The 13,853-nt window shown below is 73.7% G+C and carries 15 protein-coding genes; 9 read left to right on the top strand and 6 right to left on the bottom strand.

Features of this window, described 5'->3' with window-relative positions:
• Positions 1 to 30: 30 nt before the first annotated feature.
• Positions 31 to 888, top strand: coding sequence for a YhjD/YihY/BrkB family envelope integrity protein (locus tag ACFYUZ_RS27335; RefSeq protein WP_389313518.1), 858 nt, complete (start codon positions 31 to 33; stop codon positions 886 to 888).
• Between the two features lie 3 nt (positions 889 to 891).
• On the opposite strand, the gene ACFYUZ_RS27330 is transcribed toward ACFYUZ_RS27335, so the two are convergent.
• Together ACFYUZ_RS27330 and ACFYUZ_RS27325 are read right to left on the bottom strand one after the other, a co-directional pair.
• Positions 892 to 1,734: an ABC transporter permease gene (locus ACFYUZ_RS27330; protein WP_389313516.1), complete on the bottom strand. Its 843-nt coding sequence runs from the start codon at positions 1,732 to 1,734 to the stop codon at positions 892 to 894.
• Complete coding sequence (locus ACFYUZ_RS27325) at positions 1,731 to 2,639, bottom strand: ABC transporter ATP-binding protein (RefSeq protein WP_389313514.1); 909 nt, start codon at positions 2,637 to 2,639, stop codon at positions 1,731 to 1,733. The genes ACFYUZ_RS27330 and ACFYUZ_RS27325 overlap by 4 nt, the downstream gene beginning before the upstream one ends.
• Positions 2,640 to 2,773: 134 nt before the next feature.
• Here ACFYUZ_RS27325 and ACFYUZ_RS27320 point away from each other — a divergent pair, with 134 nt between their 5' ends.
• The 3 genes from ACFYUZ_RS27320 (at position 2,774) to ACFYUZ_RS27310 (ending at position 5,497) form a co-directional block, all read left to right on the top strand.
• The gene (locus tag ACFYUZ_RS27320) at positions 2,774 to 4,207 is read left to right on the top strand and encodes a sensor histidine kinase (protein ID WP_389313512.1); all 1,434 of its coding nucleotides are present in this window, start codon (positions 2,774 to 2,776) and stop codon (positions 4,205 to 4,207) included.
• Positions 4,204 to 4,881, top strand: a complete 678-nt coding sequence (locus ACFYUZ_RS27315; protein ID WP_389313510.1) for a response regulator — start codon at positions 4,204 to 4,206, stop codon at positions 4,879 to 4,881. Before ACFYUZ_RS27320 ends, ACFYUZ_RS27315 begins: the two co-directional genes overlap by 4 nt.
• 112 nt (positions 4,882 to 4,993) lie before the next feature.
• Positions 4,994 to 5,497: an NUDIX domain-containing protein gene (locus ACFYUZ_RS27310; RefSeq protein WP_389313508.1), complete on the top strand. Its 504-nt coding sequence runs from the start codon at positions 4,994 to 4,996 to the stop codon at positions 5,495 to 5,497.
• A 41-nt stretch (positions 5,498 to 5,538) separates the two neighbouring features.
• Here ACFYUZ_RS27310 and ACFYUZ_RS27305 read toward each other — a convergent pair whose 3' ends face one another.
• Positions 5,539 to 6,063 carry a hypothetical protein gene (locus ACFYUZ_RS27305; RefSeq protein ID WP_389313506.1) on the bottom strand — a complete coding sequence of 175 codons (525 nt, stop codon included), beginning with the start codon at positions 6,061 to 6,063 and terminating at the stop codon, positions 5,539 to 5,541.
• A gap of 109 nt (positions 6,064 to 6,172) precedes the next feature.
• Here ACFYUZ_RS27305 and ACFYUZ_RS27300 point away from each other — a divergent pair, with 109 nt between their 5' ends.
• The 3 genes from ACFYUZ_RS27300 to ACFYUZ_RS27290 all read left to right on the top strand — a co-directional run bounded on the left by ACFYUZ_RS27300 (position 6,173) and on the right by ACFYUZ_RS27290 (position 7,684).
• Positions 6,173 to 6,820 carry a DUF6629 family protein gene (locus tag ACFYUZ_RS27300; protein WP_389313504.1) on the top strand — a complete coding sequence of 216 codons (648 nt, stop codon included), beginning with the start codon at positions 6,173 to 6,175 and terminating at the stop codon, positions 6,818 to 6,820.
• Positions 6,821 to 6,850: 30 nt separating this feature from the next.
• Positions 6,851 to 7,063, top strand: coding sequence for a hypothetical protein (locus ACFYUZ_RS27295; RefSeq protein WP_389313502.1), 213 nt, complete (start codon positions 6,851 to 6,853; stop codon positions 7,061 to 7,063).
• A 123-nt stretch (positions 7,064 to 7,186) separates the two neighbouring features.
• Positions 7,187 to 7,684, top strand: a complete 498-nt coding sequence (locus tag ACFYUZ_RS27290; protein WP_389313501.1) for a peptidylprolyl isomerase — start codon at positions 7,187 to 7,189, stop codon at positions 7,682 to 7,684.
• A gap of 194 nt (positions 7,685 to 7,878) precedes the next feature.
• Here ACFYUZ_RS27290 and ACFYUZ_RS27285 read toward each other — a convergent pair whose 3' ends face one another.
• The 3 genes from ACFYUZ_RS27285 to ACFYUZ_RS27275 form a co-directional block, all read right to left on the bottom strand.
• On the bottom strand, positions 7,879 to 8,715 hold the full coding sequence (locus ACFYUZ_RS27285; protein ID WP_389313500.1) for an SDR family oxidoreductase: 837 nt from the start codon (positions 8,713 to 8,715) through the stop codon (positions 7,879 to 7,881).
• 119 nt (positions 8,716 to 8,834) lie between these two features.
• Entirely contained in the window at positions 8,835 to 9,083 is a 249-nt protein-coding gene (locus tag ACFYUZ_RS27280; protein ID WP_030690121.1) for a type B 50S ribosomal protein L31, read from the bottom strand.
• Between the two features lie 124 nt (positions 9,084 to 9,207).
• Positions 9,208 to 11,733, bottom strand: coding sequence for a SpoIIE family protein phosphatase (locus tag ACFYUZ_RS27275; protein WP_389313498.1), 2,526 nt, complete (start codon positions 11,731 to 11,733; stop codon positions 9,208 to 9,210).
• Between the two features lie 391 nt (positions 11,734 to 12,124).
• Between ACFYUZ_RS27275 and ACFYUZ_RS27270 the strand changes: the two genes are divergently transcribed.
• Positions 12,125 to 12,889, top strand: coding sequence for an alpha/beta fold hydrolase (locus ACFYUZ_RS27270; RefSeq protein ID WP_389313496.1), 765 nt, complete (start codon positions 12,125 to 12,127; stop codon positions 12,887 to 12,889).
• 179 nt (positions 12,890 to 13,068) lie between these two features.
• A complete protein-coding gene (locus ACFYUZ_RS27265; protein ID WP_389313494.1) occupies positions 13,069 to 13,665 on the top strand; it encodes a hypothetical protein in 597 nt (198 codons plus the stop codon).
• Positions 13,666 to 13,853: the final 188 nt, after the last annotated feature.

Genomic DNA, 13,853 nt, shown 5'->3' with positions numbered 1-13,853 from the left:
CCCCGCGCCCCGCCGGGTACCTCACCAGGCATGCCCTCCACACCCGGTCCGCCGCGCGGCGGTGCCCCCGCCGAACACGGCCACTGGTTCGCACGGGTCCACGCGCGCGTGCTCGCCTCCTCGGTCGGCCTCGCCTGGAGCCGCGGCCGGGCCATGGAACTCATGCACCGCGCCATGGGCTTCGCGGCGCTCAGCCTGCTCACCCTCGTCCCCCTGCTCATCGTCATCGCCGCGGCCGACCTCGCCAGCGGCCACGGCTTCGCCCGCTGGCTCGTCCAGGGCCTCGGCGTCTCCGAGGTCTCCCAGGAGGAGGTCGAGCGGCTCTTCGGCCAGCCGGGGCAGGCCCTGCAACGCACCACCGCCTTCGGCCTCGGCGCCCTCGCCGCCTTCGGCGTCACCTTCGGATCCGCCGTACAGACCGGATACGAGCGGGTCTGGGACCTCCCCACCGCCCGCTGGCACACCATGTGGCGGCACGTCGTCTGGCTCGCCGTCCTCATCGCGTCCCTGCTGCTCTTCGTCGCCTTCCCCGCACCCGAGAACGCGTCGGCGGGTGTCACCACCCTCGTCGCCCTCGGCGACGTCCTCGGCACCTTCGTCTTCTTCTGGTGGTCCCAGCGCTTCCTGCTCTGCGGCCGCATCCGCTGGCGCGCCCTCGCCCCCGGCGCCGTGCTCACCGCCCTCGGACTGCTCGGGCTGCGGATCTTCTCGCAGCTCGTCTTCTCCCCGCTGATCGCCTCGAACGCCGTGACGTACGGCCAGTTCGGCACCGTCCTCGTCCTCCAGTCCTGGCTCGTCGGCGTCGGCTTCGTCGTGTACGGAGGCGCCCTCGTCGGGCGCCTCGTCCACGAACACCTCGTCCTCCGCCGACTGCGGCGTCCCCGGTGACCCCTACTGGTCCCGGCCCCGCACCGCGAGGACCGTCACCACCGCCCCGCCCAGCGCCCACAGCGCGAACACCAGCCACGCGCCGCCCGCCGACCACGGGAACGACTCCCCGGCGGGCGGTCCCGCGTCCCCCAGCCGCTGCCAGGCGTGCAGCGGCGTCGCGTGCGCGAGCACCGCCGTCAGGTGACGCCGCTCCGAAAGCACCGCGGGCAGCAGCAGGAGCAGGACCACCGCGCCGACGATCGAGACCGCGGCCTTCCGCAGCAGCGCGCCGATCGCCATCCCCGCCACCGCGCACACCGGGGCGAGCAGGGCCGAGGCCATCACGATGCGCCCCGCTCCCGGGTGGGTGATCGGCAGCCCGATGTCCCGGGCCGACAGCATCGCCTGCGTCGACCAGAACGAACCGAGGGCGACCACCGCTCCGAACGCGGTCTGCACCACCGCCACGACCAGTACCTTCGCGGCCATGAGCGCACCCCGCGCCGGCACCGCCGTGAACGTCGTACGGATCAGTCCGCTCCCGTACTCGCCGACCACCGCGACCGCCCCCATGGCGGCCGAGGCGAGGACCAGGACCAGCGCCGCGTTGTACGTGAAGGCGTCCCACAGCGCCATGTCGTTCGCCACGAACTCGGCCCGGCTCGCCTCGTCGTACTGGAGCCAGTAGCGGTAGTGGTCCCAGGCCGTGCCGAAGTTGAAGGCCACCACGACGAGCGCGCCGAGCAGCAGCGACCAGCCCGTCGAGCGCAGCGACCACAGCTTCAGCCACTCCGACCCCACCAGGTCACGGAAACGGGCACGGGGCTCCACCACGGGGGCCACGGGAACATCGAGGGTCGTCATCGGGCGTCTCCTGCCAGGTACTCGACGCTGTCGGCGGTCAGTTCCATGAAGGCCTCCTCCAACGAGGCCGTACGGGTGGTGAGCTGGTCGAGCAGCACCCGGTGCTCAAGGGCCAGCCGGCCGACGCGGGCCGCCGAGAGCCCGGTCACCGTCAGCAGACCGGCCTCCTCCTCGACCTCCGCGCCCTCCCCGAGCATCAGCGCCGTCAGGCGCGCCCGGTCCGGCGTGCCGACCGTCACGCTCAGGCGCCTGCCCCGCGCGGCGAACTCCGCCAGGCTCTCCGCCGCGATCAGCGAGCCCCGGCCGATGACCACCAACTCGTCCGCCGTGTGCTCCATCTCCGTCATCAGATGACTCGACACGAAGACCGTGCGGCCCTCCGCCGCCAGGCGCCGGAACAGCCCCCGCACCCACTTCACGCCCTCCGGGTCCAGGCCGTTCAGCGGCTCGTCGAACAGCAGCACCGGCGGGTCGCCGAGCAGTGCCCCGGCGATGCCGAGCCGCTGCCGCATGCCCAGCGAGTACCCGCCGATCCGGCGCGTGGCCGCCCCCGCCAACCCGACCTCCTCCAGGACTTCGTCGACCCGGGAGGGCGGGATGCGGTTGCTGCGCGCCAGGACCCCCAGATGCGCCCGCGCGGTGCGGCCGCCGTGCACGTCCCCGGCGTCGAGGAGCGCGCCGACGTGCCGCAGGCCGCGCGGCCGGTCCCTGAACGGCCGGCCGTCGACCGTCACCGAGCCGCTCGTCGGCGTGTGCAGGCCCAGGACCATCCGCAAGGTGGTGCTCTTGCCCGATCCGTTCGGGCCGAGGAATCCGGTGACCCGGCCCGGCCGGACCGTGAAGGTGAGCGCGTCGACGGCGGTCGTGGCGCCGTAGCGCTTGGTGAGTTCCCTGACTTCGATCATGGGCACCACCGTGCCGTCCGGACCCCGCGCGGGGCATCGGACCGGTGCGGACAATCCGCGGCGGGCCGTGTCACCCCAGGTCGTACACCCCCGGTCCGATGCCCGCGCCGGGGACCGCCGTCTACGATCACCGCATGTCCGCCACCCCGTCAGCACCGTTCCACAAGAGGGTCGCACCCGGCGGGTGGGCCGCCGTCGCCTGGGGCGCGGGCATCGTCTTCACCGCCCTCCTCCGGATGCCCGTGCCCGGCCAGGAGGGGCCCGACGTCCTGCCCGGCTTCGTCATCCTGCGCTGGGACGGCCTCGCCATGCTGGCCGTCTCCACCCTCCTCACCCTGCGCGGAAGCATCCTGCTCGCCCGGCGTCCGACCGCCGCCCTCAACCACCTCCTCGTCGCCCCGGTCATCGCCTCCACCCCCCTCGGCGTCACCGCCATCCCCTTCGCCCAGTACCTCGCGGTCGACGTCGCGCTCTACGCCATCGCCGCCGCCCGCCCCCGCCCCGAGGCCTGGCGGGCGCTCCTGCTCGCCCTCGGACTGCTCGTCGTCTACGTGGCCGTTCGCCTGCTCGCCGGCTGGAGCGCCGGCACCACGAGCACCCTCGCGGTCGCCCTGACCGCCCTCGTGGCCTGGCTCCTCGGCCGCTCGGAGGGGCAGGCCAGGGAGTACGCGGAACGGAGCCGTACCCAGGCCGCCGAACAGGCCGTCACCGCCGAACGCCTCCGGATCGCCCGCGAGATGCACGACACGGTCGCCCACAGCCTGGGGATCGTCGCCCTCCAGGCCGGGGCCGCACGCCGGGTCATCGCGACCCAGCCCGAAGCCGCCCGGCAGGCCCTCACCGAGATCGAGACGGCGAGCCGCGAGACCCTCGCCGGCCTGCGCCGGATGCTCGGCGCCCTGCGCACGGCGGACACGGAGGGGGAGGGGGAGGCGGAGGCACACCCCGGGGCGCCCCCGGCCGCCACCGGCCCCGCGACGACCGCCACCACGCGGACGACCGCCCCCGGCCGTACGACGACCGCCCCGGGCAGCACGGCGACCGCCGACGAACCCACGGCTACCGCCGCCGGCCGTACGGCGGCTGCGACCGGCGGTGCCGAGACCGCCACCGGCCGTACCGCGATCTCCGCCGAAGTCCGGGGACTCCCCGAGATGCCCGGTCTCGCCGCGCTCGACCGACTCGCCGAACTCACCGGAAGCGCCGGTGTCCGGGTCGCCGTCCGCAGGCTCGGGGCCCCGTGCCCGCTGCCCCCGGACATCGACCTCTCCGCGTTCCGGATCGTCCAGGAGTCCGTCACCAACGTCGTACGGCACTCGGGCGCCGACTCCTGCACGGTCACCGTCGACCACCGCGACCCCGCGTCCCTCGCCCTCACCGTCGAGGACCGCGGCCCCGTCCCCGGCCACGCGCGCGTGAGTCCCGGACCCGGCTCCGGGTACGGCCTGACCGGGATGCGGGAGCGCGTCGCGGTGCTGCACGGAGAGTTCGGCGCGGGACCCCGCCCCGGCGGCGGCTTCCGCGTCACCGCCCGCCTCCCCCTGCCCACAGGAGTCACCACCCCATGAGCCAGACCACCGCCGGGCAGCCGGTCCGCGTCGTCCTCGCCGACGACCAGCCCCTGGTGCGCACCGCGCTCCGGATGGTCATCACCGACACGACGGACCTCGTCGTCGTCGGCGAGGCCGCGAACGGCGCCGAGGCCGTCCGGCTCGTCGAGGAGACCGGCGCCGACGTCGCCGTCATGGACCTGCGGATGCCCGGCACGGACGGCATCGAGGCCACCCGGACCATCACCGAGGGCCCCACCGACGCCCGAGTCGTCGTCCTCACCACCTTCGACGACGACGACCACGTGTACGCGGCGCTCCACGCGGGCGCGTCCGGATTCCTCGTCAAGGACATGGCCCTGGACGACATCCTCGCCGCCGTCCGCGTCGTCGCCTCCGGCGACGCCCTCATCGCGCCCAGCGTCACCCGGCGGCTCATCAAGGAGTTCACCGAACGCCCCAGGACCCCGCCCGCCCCGCGCCGCCGCGCCGAGGGGATCACCGACCGCGAGCGCGAGGTCCTCACCCTCGTCGGACGCGGCTTCTCCAACGGCGAGATCGCCGAGGCGCTCCACATCAGCATCGCCACCGCGAAGACCTACGTCACCCGGCTGCTCGCCAAGCTGGACGCCCGCGACCGCGTACAGCTCGTGATCATCGCGTACGAGGCGGGCCTGGTCTCCGCCGTCTGACGGACCGGCGGTGCTCACACGATCCGGTGATCCACTCGCGAGGCGCCGGCCGGACCGCCCCGGACCGCTTGGATGGGGGTGACCCATCCGGTCCGTCGAGAGAGAGCCGCCCATGGCGAACACCTGGCTGCCGCCCGCCGAGTACGTCGACACGCTGCCGAGAGCGACGGCGTACGCCTGCCTCTACTTCACCGACACCGCAGGCCGCCCCCTCCAGCTCCGGGCGGTCTACCAGACCGAGACGTGGCAGTGGCCCGGCGGGAACATGGACCCGGGGGAGACCCCCTGGGAGACCGCGGTGCGCGAGTGCCACGAGGAGACCGGGATCGTCTTCACCGGCGAACCGCGCCTCCTCGCCGCCCACTTCGCCACGGACCGGGGCGAGGACTGGCCGGCCAACCACATCGGCTTCATCTTCGACGGGGGCGAGCTGACGGACGAACAGATCGCCGCCGTCGTCCTCGACCCCGAGGAACACAGCGAGTACCGCCTGCGGACCCTGGACGAGTGGGAGCGGGAGATGAGCCCGCGCGAGTTCGCCCGCCTCGCCGTGATCGACCGGGCGCGAAGGAGCGGGTCGACCGTGTACGTGGAGAGCGGACCCGCCGGGACGTGAGCGTGGGGCCCGTCCACCGGGACGGGCCCCACCCTGCGCGCTCAGGCCCGGCAGCCCACCATCGGGTGGGCGATGTCGACGACGAAGCGCTCCGGCGAGTGCAGCCGGAAGGTCTTGTACTCGGGCTTGGTGTCGAAGGCGGCTCCGATGCCGACCACGCCCTCGAAGTCGCCGGTCAGCGCGACCCCCTTGAGCGCGGGCAGATGGATCTTCAGCAGCCGGGGCCCCTGATAGACGGACCGGCCGGCGTCGTCGTGGGCGGCCGCGGGGGAGAACTTGATCTCCAGGAAGTACTTCCCCGCGAGCGGGACCCTGTCTCCCGATCCGTCGTAGTGGAGCGAGCGGGTCTGATGGACGGTGACCGGGGGCATGACGCCCCGTACGTCGATCACGAGCCGGTCGAAGGCGGCGTGGCCGCCCCAGCGGGCGTTGACGACCAGGGCCGTGGCCGGGGCCGTGGTGCTCGGGGTCGGGGTGCCGGCCGCGCCTGCCGGGATCGTGGCGCCGATCCCGGCGGTCAGCAGGATTCCCGCGGCGACGGCCGCGAGGGTGTGGCGGTGATGCATGACGTCCCCCAATTTCTGCTGTTCCGGGGACAGTGGTGTCACTGGGAGAGACAACCACCACAACGATACGGTTCCACCCGTTTTGACGTATATAGGGTAAAAATTCTCCATGTGCTGGAGTGCGGGCGCCGACCTCTGGGCGGGCATCGGGATCGGCGCCGTCGGCGTCGCCTCCCTGGCCTCCGTACGCCGTCCCGGGGACGCGCCGCTCGCCGCCCTGCCCCTGCTCCTCGGCGCCCACCAGGTCGTGGAGGCCGCCGTCTGGCACGCCGGCGGCGGAACCGGGCCCGCCACCCTCGCCTGGGCCGTGATCGCTCTCCCCCTGCTGCCCCTCTGGGTGTCCTCCGGCGTCCTCGCCGCGGCCCGCCCCGCCGACCGGCCGCGTCTGCTCGTACCGCTCGCCGCCGGCCTCGCGACCGCCTCCGTCCTCGCGCACCGCCTCGCCGTCCGCCCCGTCTCGGCCGAGATCCGGGGCCACACCCTCGGCTACGCCGTCGACCTGCCGCACGCGCCACTGGTCCTCGCCGGGTACCTGCTCGCCACCGTCGGGGCGCTGCTCCTCGCCCGGGACCGGCTCCTGCGGATCCTCGGACTCCTCACCGGCCTCGGAGCGGTCGTCTGCGCCCTCCTGTGGCGCACCGAGTTCGTCTCCACCTGGTGCGCGCTGGCCGCGGTCGCCTCGCTGCTGCTGCTCGCCTGGGCCCGCGGGCGGCGGCCGGTGACGTCCGCGGACGGATCCGAGCCCGCCCGGCCGTAACCCGACGGCCTCTCAGCAGTTGACCAGGCCATGAAGAAGCGCAGCATGCTCGCCATCGCCTCCCTTGCCGCAGGCGTCGTCACCGCCATCGTCACCCCGCCGCCGCAGGCCAGCGCCACCGAGAACCCCCTCGCCGGCACGACGGGCCTCCTCCAGGACGACCAGACCACCACCGTCCTCCACGAGACCGTCCAGGGCGCCGAGGGCGCCCTCCAGAACCAGCAGGGCGGCGGGCTGCTCTGACGTCGCGTACCAGGTGGCGACCGGTGCCCCGCGTTCCCGACGGACGCGGGGCACCGGCACGCCGTGACCCGGGAGGGGGCGGCCCGTGCGCGCGCCGTGCGTGAGTAATGACAGGATGTCCCCATGAGCAACGAGAACGTTTACTTCGAGATCAACATCAACGGCGAGTCCGCGGGCCGCATCACCTTCAAGCTGTTCGACGACGTCGTCCCCGACACGGCGAAGAACTTCCGCGAGCTTGCGACCGGTCAGCACGGCTTCGGCTACGCCGGCTCCCCGTTCCACCGCGTCATCCCGGGCTTCATGCTGCAGGGCGGTGACTTCACCAACGGCAACGGCACCGGCGGCAAGAGCATCTACGGCGAGAAGTTCGCCGACGAGAACTTCAAGCTGAAGCACGACCGCCCGTTCCTGCTCTCGATGGCGAACGCGGGCAAGAACACCAACGGCTCGCAGTTCTTCATCACCACGATCGTCACCGACTGGCTCGACGGCAAGCACGTCGTCTTCGGCGAGGTCGTCGAGGGCCAGGACCTGGTCAAGAAGATCGAGTCCCTCGGCTCCGCCTCCGGCACCACCAAGGCCAAGATCGAGATCGCCGAGTCCGGCATCGTGAAGTAGGCCTGACCGCCTCTCCGAGCCGAATCGTCTCTCCGGGACGAATCGCCTTCCGGACGGAATCGTCTCTCCGGAGCCGAATCGCCTTCCGGGCCGAGCGGAAGGCCCGGCGCCCTCGCTCGCCCACCCGGCCGGGGCGGGGAACGCGGTCCATCGGACGCGTGTCCCCGCCCCGCCGTGGCTCCTGCCCCCGTGCCTCAGGCGAAGGCCGGAGCGTTCCGCACCGCCCACGCCGAGAAGGGCCGGGGCGCCCGCCCGAGCACCCGCTCCACATCGGGACTCACCCGCTGCTCGTCCGCGCGGGGCTCGCCCATCACCGACAGCATCCCGTCGACGGCCGCCTCCGGCAGGAACCGCACCAGCTGCGACCGGGCCTCGCCCGCGCTCTGCTCCACGAACTCCACCGGCGCGTCCAGCGCCTCGGCCAGCGCCCGCACCTGCTCACGCGGCGAGACCGCGGCCGGCCCCGTCAGGACGTACGTCCGTCCGGCGTGCGCCGGGTCGCGCAGCGCGGCGGCCGCGACCCCGGCGACGTCCGCCGGATCCACCACCGGCAGCGCCACGTCCGCGAACGGAGCCGCGACGGTACGCGCCGAGCGCACCTGCCCGGCCCAGAGGAAGGCGTTGGACGCGAAGCCGCCGGGCCGCAGCACCGTCCACTCGACGCCCGACTCCCGTACCGCCGCCTCGAACGCGCGCAGGATCTCGTGCGACACCGAATCGGTCCGCGTCCCCACCAGCTGCGAGGACTGGAACACGATCCGCCGCACCCCGCAGGCCACCGCCGCCGCCACGATCTCGCGCGGCCGCAGCTCGTCCCCGAGGCCCGCGACGAGCAGGTACACGGACTCCGCACCCTCGAACAGCCCCTTGAGGCCGGCGACATCGGCCAGGTCGCCCTGCCGGTGCGTCACACCGGCGGGCAGCCCCCCGGCCGGACGGCGGCTCACCGCCGTGACCTCCTCGCCGGCCGCGGCCAGCATCTCCACCAGCGGCCGCCCGACGTTTCCGGTCGCTCCGGTCACCACGATCACAGCTGTCCCCTCCCGGGAGTCCGCGGCGGAGCGCGAGCGCCCCGCCGTCTTCGTGACCTCATCCTGGAAGGTGAACCGGCCATCTCCTGGCCGGTTTCACGGACCGGTCTCCGGCAGCCTCATTTCTCCTCGCCGTAGCGGCGCTCGAACCGGGCGATCCGCCCCTCGGAGTCCACGGTCCGCGCCTTGCCCGTGTAGAACGGGTGGCTCTCGGAGGAGATCTCGACGTCGATCACGGGGTACGTCTCGCCGTCGTCCCACTCGATGGTCCGGTCGCTGGTCGCGGTGGAGCGGGTCAGAAACGCGTACCCCGCCGAGCGGTCACGGAACACCACGGGGCGGTAGTCGGGCTGCTTGTCCTGCTGCACGTGTCCTCCTCGGGCTGCTGCCCTGACTCGTCCGGCCTGATCGGCACGGCACCCCCAGCCTCCCCGGCCGCACGGTCCCCGACCAGCGCCACGGGCCCGACCGGGTGACGGCCGCGCGATCGGCTCAGCCGCCGTCCGTCCACCGTGCCGCGAGCAGCAGCGCGATGTCGTCCGGGCGGGACGTGGCGGCCCTGGCCTCCCGGATCAGCCGGTCGGCCGTCTCCGCGAGCGGCAGCGAACCCGTCGCGGCGAAGGCACGGCTCAGCCGCCCGATCCCCTCGTCGATGTCCTGACCCGGCCGCTCCACCAGACCGTCCGTGAACAGTGCGAGGACGGCACCCGGAGCCAGCCGCAGCCGCGTCACCGGATACGACGCACGGCCGTCGACCCCGAGGACCATCCCGCCCGCCAGCTCCACCTGCCGCGTCGTACCGTCGGGCATGCGCAACAACGGCTGCGGGTGCCCCGCCCGCACCGCCCGCGCGTCGCCCGTCTCCGGGTCGTACAGCACGTAGCAGCAGCTCGCGAACTGCCCCGGGTCCAGGTCGATCAGGAGCCGGTTGGTGCCGCGCATCACGTCCTGCGGCCGATGTCCCCCCAGGGCGAACGCCCGGACGGCGCTGCGCAGCTGCCCCATGGTGGCCGCGGCCGCCACGCCGTGCCCCTGCACGTCGCCGATCACCAGGGCCAGCTGCCCCTGCCCGGTCTCGATCACGTCGTACCAGTCGCCGCCCACGTCCATGCCCTGGGTGCCCGGCAGATAACGGCCCACCGTCTCCACCCCCTCCCGCACCGGCAGCCGGTGCGGGAGCAACGCGTCCTGCAGCCCCCGCGCGACCGCCGACTCGGTGTCGTACCGCTGCGCCCGCTCCAGGGCCTGCGCGATCAGCCCCGCGAGTGCCGTGAGGACGGTCCGTTCCTCCGGGCTGAAGCCGCGCGGCGAGTCGAAGCCGAGGATGCAGGAGCCCACCGGCCGGCCCGAGGCGATCAGGGGAAGGAAGGCCCGCGCGCCCGAGTGCGCGTCCATCGGGAGATCCGGATAGGCCCGCCCCAGCTGCTCCATGGACTCGAAGAAGAGCGGCCTGCCGGTCGTCAGGGTCTCCACCCCCGGCACGTGGGAGTCCAGGGCCACGCCGTCGAAGGGTTCGAGGAAACCGGGCGGGAAACCCGTCTCCCAGGCCAGATAGAGCCGCCGGTCGCTCAGCAGGTAGATCGCCAACTGCCGTCCGCCGAAGGCCGGCAGCAGCTCCTCCGTCACCACCGCCGACACCTGGCGCGCCGTCACCGCCTCGGAGAGCGCGATCGCCAGGGCCACCGGCCGGTACAGCGCCGCCGCCCGGTCGCCCGGAGCCGACAGGACGTCGTCCGTCCGGCGCCTGCCCGCCGCCGGCGGGAGGGGCGCCGGATCCTCCTCCGGGACCAGCACCATCGTCACCCCGTCCCGGCCCGGGTGGAGCGACACCGACAGCCACCGGCCCCGCTCCGGACGGGCCAGGAAACGCACCGGTTCACCGGAGAGCAGGGCGGCGCGCAACTGCTCCTCGTGGAAGGGGTGGCCGAACCAGGGCAGAGCCTCCCACAGCGGCCGTCCCGCCAGAACCCCGCGCGGCCGGCCCAGCAGGCGCTCCGTCTGCTCGTTGAGGTAGGTGACGCGGCCGAGCCGGTCGATGGCCAGGATGGCCCGCGGCAGCCGGTCCGTGGCGTCCGAGCCGACCAGCCCCGTACCGAGGTCCACGAGCGTCCCTTCGAGCCGACCGCCTGTGGCTTCCGCCCCCGGCGCGGCCCGCCGCGCACGCGCGGACACCTCGAGGAGGTGGAGTCCGCCGTCCGGCCCCCTCAGCCGGAGTCTGCGGACCGAGGGCCGTCCGTCCGTCCCCGTCGCATGCCGGGCCGCCGCCCACAGCGCGTACCCGTCCTCGGGGTCGAGGAGGGACGTCAGCACCTCGATCGAGCAGGGCGAGGAGACATCCGTTCCGAGGAGGGCGAGGAGCCCCTCGTCCAAGGTGACCGTGCCCGTGTCCAGGTCCCAGGAGAAGGAGCCGAACCGGACCGGCGGGCCCGAACCGGTGGGCAGCTGCACGCACACCGGATCCCCGGGCCACTCGACCTTCGTCCCCCGCCGGGCCAGATCGGCCAGGGCCTCACCGAGGCGGAGCGCGTCCCCGGTCATCCGGCTTCGGTCCCGCCCGTCCACCGGCTCCCCCGGGCTCGGCGGCCGCAGCGCCACGAGCACGCCGAAGCGCTCGCGGCCCGCGACCACCGGCGCGTACAGCGAGGCGAACGGGAACGGCAGGCTCGCCACCAGCTGAGGGAAGCGCCGCATGGCCTCCTCGACGTCGGCCAGGTGGACGGACTGGCCCGAGCGGTGCACCTCCGCGACGGGGAACGGCCGGTTCGCGTGCATGCGCCACCACGGCCGGAACAGCGGCCCCGGCAGTCCCGCCAGGACCGCGAGGCGCAGCAGCCCCGGGGTCCCCGAGCGCAGGTACACCCCGCCCGCGTAACCGCCGACTCCCTCCACCGCCGCGAGGACCGCCTCCGAGAGGGCCCATGTGAGCGCGCGGGAAGCAGGCCCGTTGTCGGCTCCGTTCCCGGACGGACTCCCGGTGCCGCCCGCCGGGCCGGGGCCGGACGCGCCGTGCGAGGTCACACAGCCAGGATCCCCCCGTTCCCGGACGGACGCGAAAGCACCCCGGTCCTGGTCATGGGGCGCGCCGGTGACCGGGCCCGGACCAGTCGAGGTGCCTGCGCTGCCCGGGACCGGGGGAGGCGCCTCCCGGTCCCGGATCCGTCGAGGCGCCTTCTGGTCCCGGCACCGGCGAGGTGCCTTCCTGCCCCTGTCCGGGCGAGGCCCCTCCCTGCCCCCGCCCGGGCGAGGCGCCTCCCGGTCCCGGAGCCCCGAGGTGTCTCCCCGCTCCCGATCCGGCACGCTCCCGCGCGCCCCGCCCGATGGTGTTGACCCCACGCGTCCGTGCCGTCACACTCGGTCGTCGACCGCCGCCGTCGGCGCGCGGCGCACGACCTCGCGAGCAGGGGGCACGATGACGGGGCAGGTTCTTCCGTACGACGTACACGGCGAGGGCCCCGGGAGGGCCCTCGTGCTGCACAACTGGTTCGGCGACCGCACCAGCTTCGCCCCGCTGCGGGCCCATCTGGACGGCGGCCTCGGCACGTACGCCTTCGTCGACTGCCGGGGCTACGGCGACGCCCTCGACCACGCGGGCGCGTACACCATGGAGGAGGTGGCGGCCGACGCCCTCGCCGTCGCCGACGACCTCGGCTGGGACTCCTTCTCCGTCATCGGCCACTCGATGGGCGGCAAGGCGGCCCAGCTGATGCTGCTCGACGCCCCCGACCGGATCAGCTCGATCATCGGTGTCTCTCCGGTCTCCGCCGCCGGCTTCCCGCTCGACGGGGAGACCTGGGAGCTCTTCGCCGGAGCCGCCGACGAGCCGGCCAACCGGCGCGCGATCATCGACAACACCACCGGCGGACGCTACGACGACGCGTGGCTGGGCGCGCTCGTCGACCGTTCCGTCACGCGGTCCTCCGCGACGGCCTTCCGCGCCTATCTGGACTCCTGGTCCCGCACCGACTTCCACGAGCGGGTCCGCGACAACCCCACGCCGGTCCTGCTCGTCGTCGGCGCCCACGACCCCGCGCTCGGGTCCGAGGCGATGGAGGCCACCTGGCTGCGCTGGTACCCCAACGCCCGCCTCGAAGTCCTCAAGGACGCCGGTCACTACGCCCCCGAGGAGACACCGCAGGCCCTCGCCGAGGCCATCGAGGCCTTCCTCGGCGCCTGAGGTCCTCGACCTCGGCTTCCGGTCCCGGTTTCCGGTCTCGTCCTCCGCCTCATCCGAAGGTCGACGGAGTCGACGACTTTCGAGGACAGCGGCGAGGCCCCTCGGCAACGGATCATCGTGCTCACGACCTCAGGGGGCGGTCTTCCAGGGACCGTCCACGACCGGCAGGAGCACGACCGATGGGCCTCGCACAGTCGCAGCACCGCTTCCTCGTACGGCAGAAGGTGACGCCCATGGCCAACCGCTACCTGGTGCACACCGTCGGACCGGACGGCGAGGAGGGCGAACTCGTCGCCTTCGCCCACCAGAAGAGGATGGCGCTCAAGGAGCACGTCACCTTCTACACCGACGAGTCCCAGCGCCAGGTCCTCTTCACCTTCAAGGCCCGTCAGGTCATCGACCTCGGCGCGACGTACGACGTGGTCGGTGCCTCCGGCACCCGACTGGGCGGTTTCCGGAAGGACTTCGGCGCGTCCTTGCTGCGGAGCACCTGGCACCTGAGCCGGGACGGCGAGGTGGGGGAGGCCACCGGACAGGAGCGGAACCAGACGGTGGCGCTGCTGCGGCGGGCCTGGGATTTCCTGCCCCTCGTGGACTTCGTCCCGTTCGTCGTGCCCTACCACTTCGACTTCGCCGAGGACGGGCGGCCCGTCATGTCGGTCGACAAGCTCTTCGGCATCCGGGACCGGTACGTGCTCGACATAGCCGACCCGGAGCTCGACCGACGGCTCGCCATAGCCCAGACCGTGGCCCTCGACGCCCTGCAGTCCCGCTGACCGCGCCGGGGCCCCGCCGGTCACCGGTCCGCCGAGCCGGCACCGGTCCGCTCGCCGGGTGGGCCCGCTCGCCGGGTGGCGATCGCCGTCCGCGCGGGGCCGCCGTCCGGGGTGCCCCGTCGACGGGGGTGACGCGTCTACCCTGGAGGGACGGGCAGGGGACGGGGCATTCCGTTCCTCCCCGCGCC

The sequence above is a fragment of the Streptomyces sp. NPDC004266 genome, assembly GCF_042874095.1.
In the GTDB taxonomy this organism is placed as follows: Bacteria; Actinomycetota; Actinomycetes; order Streptomycetales; family Streptomycetaceae; genus Streptomyces.
The sequence above is the reverse complement of the archived record's forward strand: the minus strand, read 5'-3'. Positions and strand labels throughout refer to the sequence as shown.

Bases quoted from the DNA above. Each gene is read 5' to 3' on its own strand.
- ACFYUZ_RS27335 (WP_389313518.1), top strand. From the start codon at position 31: ATGCCCTCCACACCCGGTCCGCCGCGCGGCGGTGCCCCCGCCGAACAC.
- ACFYUZ_RS27330 (WP_389313516.1), bottom strand. From the start codon at position 1,734: ATGACGACCCTCGATGTTCCCGTGGCCCCCGTGGTGGAGCCCCGTGCC.
- ACFYUZ_RS27325 (WP_389313514.1), bottom strand. From the start codon at position 2,639: ATGATCGAAGTCAGGGAACTCACCAAGCGCTACGGCGCCACGACCGCC.
- ACFYUZ_RS27320 (WP_389313512.1), top strand. From the start codon at position 2,774: ATGTCCGCCACCCCGTCAGCACCGTTCCACAAGAGGGTCGCACCCGGC.
- ACFYUZ_RS27315 (WP_389313510.1), top strand. From the start codon at position 4,204: ATGAGCCAGACCACCGCCGGGCAGCCGGTCCGCGTCGTCCTCGCCGAC.
- ACFYUZ_RS27310 (WP_389313508.1), top strand. From the start codon at position 4,994: ATGGCGAACACCTGGCTGCCGCCCGCCGAGTACGTCGACACGCTGCCG.
- ACFYUZ_RS27305 (WP_389313506.1), bottom strand. From the start codon at position 6,063: ATGCATCACCGCCACACCCTCGCGGCCGTCGCCGCGGGAATCCTGCTG.
- ACFYUZ_RS27300 (WP_389313504.1), top strand. From the start codon at position 6,173: ATGTGCTGGAGTGCGGGCGCCGACCTCTGGGCGGGCATCGGGATCGGC.
- ACFYUZ_RS27295 (WP_389313502.1), top strand. From the start codon at position 6,851: ATGAAGAAGCGCAGCATGCTCGCCATCGCCTCCCTTGCCGCAGGCGTC.
- ACFYUZ_RS27290 (WP_389313501.1), top strand. From the start codon at position 7,187: ATGAGCAACGAGAACGTTTACTTCGAGATCAACATCAACGGCGAGTCC.
- ACFYUZ_RS27270 (WP_389313496.1), top strand. From the start codon at position 12,125: ATGACGGGGCAGGTTCTTCCGTACGACGTACACGGCGAGGGCCCCGGG.
- ACFYUZ_RS27265 (WP_389313494.1), top strand. From the start codon at position 13,069: ATGGGCCTCGCACAGTCGCAGCACCGCTTCCTCGTACGGCAGAAGGTG.